Source organism: Angustibacter aerolatus, assembly GCF_054776675.1.
In genome coordinates, this window is sequence record NZ_BAAHBM010000178.1 from 1 (window position 1) to 1,998 (window position 1,998).

2 protein-coding genes and 1 pseudogene are annotated in these 1,998 nt (G+C 77.4%); all 3 read right to left on the bottom strand.

Going from position 1 to position 1,998, the window contains the following annotated elements:
- A pseudogene (locus tag ACYVI6_RS18590) lies at positions 1-660 on the bottom strand (hypothetical protein); the annotation flags it as partial.
- Positions 657-1,271, bottom strand: a complete 615-nt coding sequence (cobO, locus tag ACYVI6_RS18595) for a cob(I)yrinic acid a,c-diamide adenosyltransferase (protein ID WP_460447777.1) — start codon at positions 1,269-1,271, stop codon at positions 657-659. The gene cobO and the pseudogene ACYVI6_RS18590, both read right to left, overlap by 4 nt.
- Positions 1,271-1,998: vWA domain-containing protein (locus tag ACYVI6_RS18600; protein ID WP_460447778.1), on the bottom strand; the 728-nt coding region annotated here is incomplete at its 5' end. The genes cobO and ACYVI6_RS18600, both read right to left, overlap by 1 nt.

Sequence of the window (1,998 nt, forward strand, 5' to 3'; positions counted from 1 at the left end):
GGGCAGCTCGCGCACCCGTCGGGCCGGGCCGTCACCGCGCACGGCGACGAACGCCGCGGCGAGCCGCAGCAGCTGCGCCGGGACGTCGGCCCCGGCGGCGCGCGCGGCCAGCACCTCGCGGCCGTCGACGAAGAGCGCGTCGGGCGACCAGGCGACGTCGGGGCGCAGCGACAGCACGTCGCCGGTGCCGTCGTCGAGGCCGAACAGGAAGCGCCCACCCAGGCTCGCCAGCGCGGGGTCGGCGCACAGCCCCCGGTCGAGCGCCTGCACCGTGCGGCGCAGGTCGGGCGCGTCCGGCCCGCCGCCGGGTGATGCGACGACGTTGCGGGCCTGCTCGTGCGTGCGGCTGGGCAGCAGCCCGGCGCGCTCGACGTCGGCGACCACCTCGGGCAGCACCTCGGGTGCGGCGCCCTCGACGGCGTCGCGCAGCGGCACGCCGCGCAGCTGGAGGTTGCCGCGCGAGGTGAGGTGCACGGCACGGTCGACCGCCCACCGCTCGGCGAGCCCGGCCAGGGCGTGCAGCAGCTGCGGTTCGAGGGAGCCGCCCGGCACCCGCAACCGCACCAGGCCGCCGTCGCCGGCGACGTGCACGCGCAGCACGCCGGGGCAGGCGTCGCGCTGCACCGGCGCCGGCGCCGAGACCGGGCTGGCGGGGGTCACCACTCGATCCCCCGCTGCCCCTTGGCGCCGGCGTCCATCGGGTGCTTGATCTTCGTCATCTCGACCACGAGGTCGGCGGCCTCGACCAGCCGCGGGTCGGCGTCGCGGCCGGTGACGACGACGTGCTGGTGGCCGGGGCGGTCGCGCAGCACCTGTACGACCTCGTCGACGTCGACCCAGCCCCACTTCATCGGGTAGGTGAACTCGTCGAGCACGTAGAGGTCGTGCTGCTCGGTCTCGAGCCGGCGGCGGATCTCGTGCCAGCCCTCCAGAGCGTCGGCCGCGTGGTCGGTCTCGGTGCCCTGCTTGCGGGTCCACGACCAGCCCTGGCCCATCTTGTGCCACTCGACGGGCCCGCCCTGCCCGGTCTGCTCGTGCACCCGGCCGAGCGCAGTGAGGGCCTCCTCCTCACCGACCTTCCACTTCGCCGACTTCACGAACTGGAAGACCCCGATGCGCCAGCCCTGGTTCCACCCGCGCAGCGCGAGCCCGAAGGCGGCCGTCGACTTGCCCTTCATCTCGCCGGTGTGGACGACGACGAGCGGCCGGTTGCGCCGCTGCCGGGTCGTGAGGCCGTCGGCCGGCACGGCGGCGGGCTGTCCCTGCGGCATCAGGCGGCGCCCCGAGCCGGCAGCGTGCGCTCGCGCACCGCGCGGGTCAACGAGCTCGCGGCGACCGCGCCCAGGTCGAGGTGCTCGGCCCCGAGGGCGGTGGCGAGATCGCCGGCGAGGCCCAGCGCGACCCGGCCGGGCCCGCGGTCCTCGTAGTCGACGACGACGGCGGCGACCCCGGTCGAGCGCAGCACGTGCGCCGCCTGCAGCGACCGCGCGACGGCACCCCCGCCGGACGTCGCCCGCCCGTCGGTCACCACCACCAGCAGCGGACGCCGGGCCGGGTCCTTCAGCCGCTCGACGCGCAGCACCTCGCCCGCGGCGAGCAGACCCTCGGCGAGCGGGGTGCGGCCGCCGGCCTCGAGGTGCCGCAGCCTGGCCGCGCCCGCCTCGACGCTCGACGTCGGCGGCAGCGCGACGGTCGCGGTGCGGCCGCGGAACGTCACCAGCCCCACCTTGTCGCGCCGCTGGTACGCATCGAGCAGCAGCGACAGCACGGCCGTCTTGGTCTCGCGCAGCCGCTGCCGCGCGGCCATCGAGCCGCTGGCGTCGACCACGAGCAGCACCAGGTTGCCCTCGCGGCCCTCGCGCACGGGCAGCCGCACGTCGTCGCGGGTCACCAGCAGGCCGGGGCCGCTGCGCCCGCGGGTGCGCTGGTGCGGGGCGGCGGCGGTCAGCGTGGCCAGCAGGTGCGGGCGACCGCGCTCGCCGACCCCGGGCCGGCGGG

What these genes read in the sequence shown, in the direction of transcription:
- cobO (WP_460447777.1), bottom strand. Translation starts at nt 1,271, where the DNA reads ATGCCGCAGGGACAGCCCGCCGCCGTGCCGGCCGACGGCCTCACGACC.